Source organism: bacterium, from assembly GCA_024228115.1.
In the GTDB taxonomy this organism is placed as follows: Bacteria; Myxococcota_A; UBA9160; order UBA9160; family UBA6930.
This window is the reverse complement of the sequence record JAAETT010000143.1, coordinates 1-760: the sequence shown is the minus strand read 5'-3', so window position 1 is coordinate 760 and position 760 is coordinate 1. Positions and strand designations below refer to the sequence as shown.

Here is a 760-nt window from a genome sequence, read left to right as displayed (position 1 = left end):
GGAAAGCGCCTGGCGCTTTCCACTGGGGCCCCGGGACTCGGCAGCGGAGAAGCCGGAATCAGAAGAGAAAGCGGACATTTCTACTTTGGAGAAAACCGGACATTTGTACTTTGGGCCGACAGTGCCAGAACCCAGCTTGAATGCCCTATGTACGAATTGCGCGACGGCCTCCCATGTTCGCTCGGTTTGGGTAGAGTCCGCTCACAACTGGAGGCACGTCCCCTTCCGAGTCCCAGGGCGCTTCAGCGAATTCGAAGGAGATGCGTTGAGTACGAGGAGTGACCCCTACATCGACCTACTGAAGAAGTGCTTGACGGCTTCCCTGTATGAGGAGAGTGCTTGGAAAGTGATCGAGGGGGCGCCGAGGGCAGATCAGATCTCCCTGCGTTCACCGGTCAAGTTCCTCAAAGGGCGACTGCGCAGGTTGCTGGTTCGATCGTTCAAGAGGAGATCGATGATGCTTGTCAAACGGCGCGCCTTCGATCCGGTCCTTCGCGCCGAGGGCCGAGACTGGCCCTGCTTCGGCTACACCATGGCAGGTCATCGACGACTCGAAAACGTCCAGGCCTGTGTCGACGACGTCCTCAAGAACGAGGTCCCCGGTGACTTCATCGAGACCGGTTGAGCTTGCCCCGGTCTCGTGGACACCCCGGATCGCACGAAAGTGCGGTAGGAGTGTGTCATGGGAAAACGGAAGCGTCGATCGTTCACAGATGAATACAAGGCCGAGGTCGTGGAGCTGATCCGCAAGAGCGGGAAG

Annotated in this window: 1 protein-coding gene; it reads left to right on the top strand. The window is 58.7% G+C overall.

The features are described from left to right. Nucleotides 1–265 precede the first annotated feature (265 nt). Nucleotides 266–625 (top strand): hypothetical protein, encoded by a 360-nt coding sequence (locus GY937_07030; GenBank protein ID MCP5056467.1) that lies wholly within the window; start codon nt 266–268, stop codon nt 623–625. Nucleotides 626–760 lie beyond the last annotated feature (135 nt).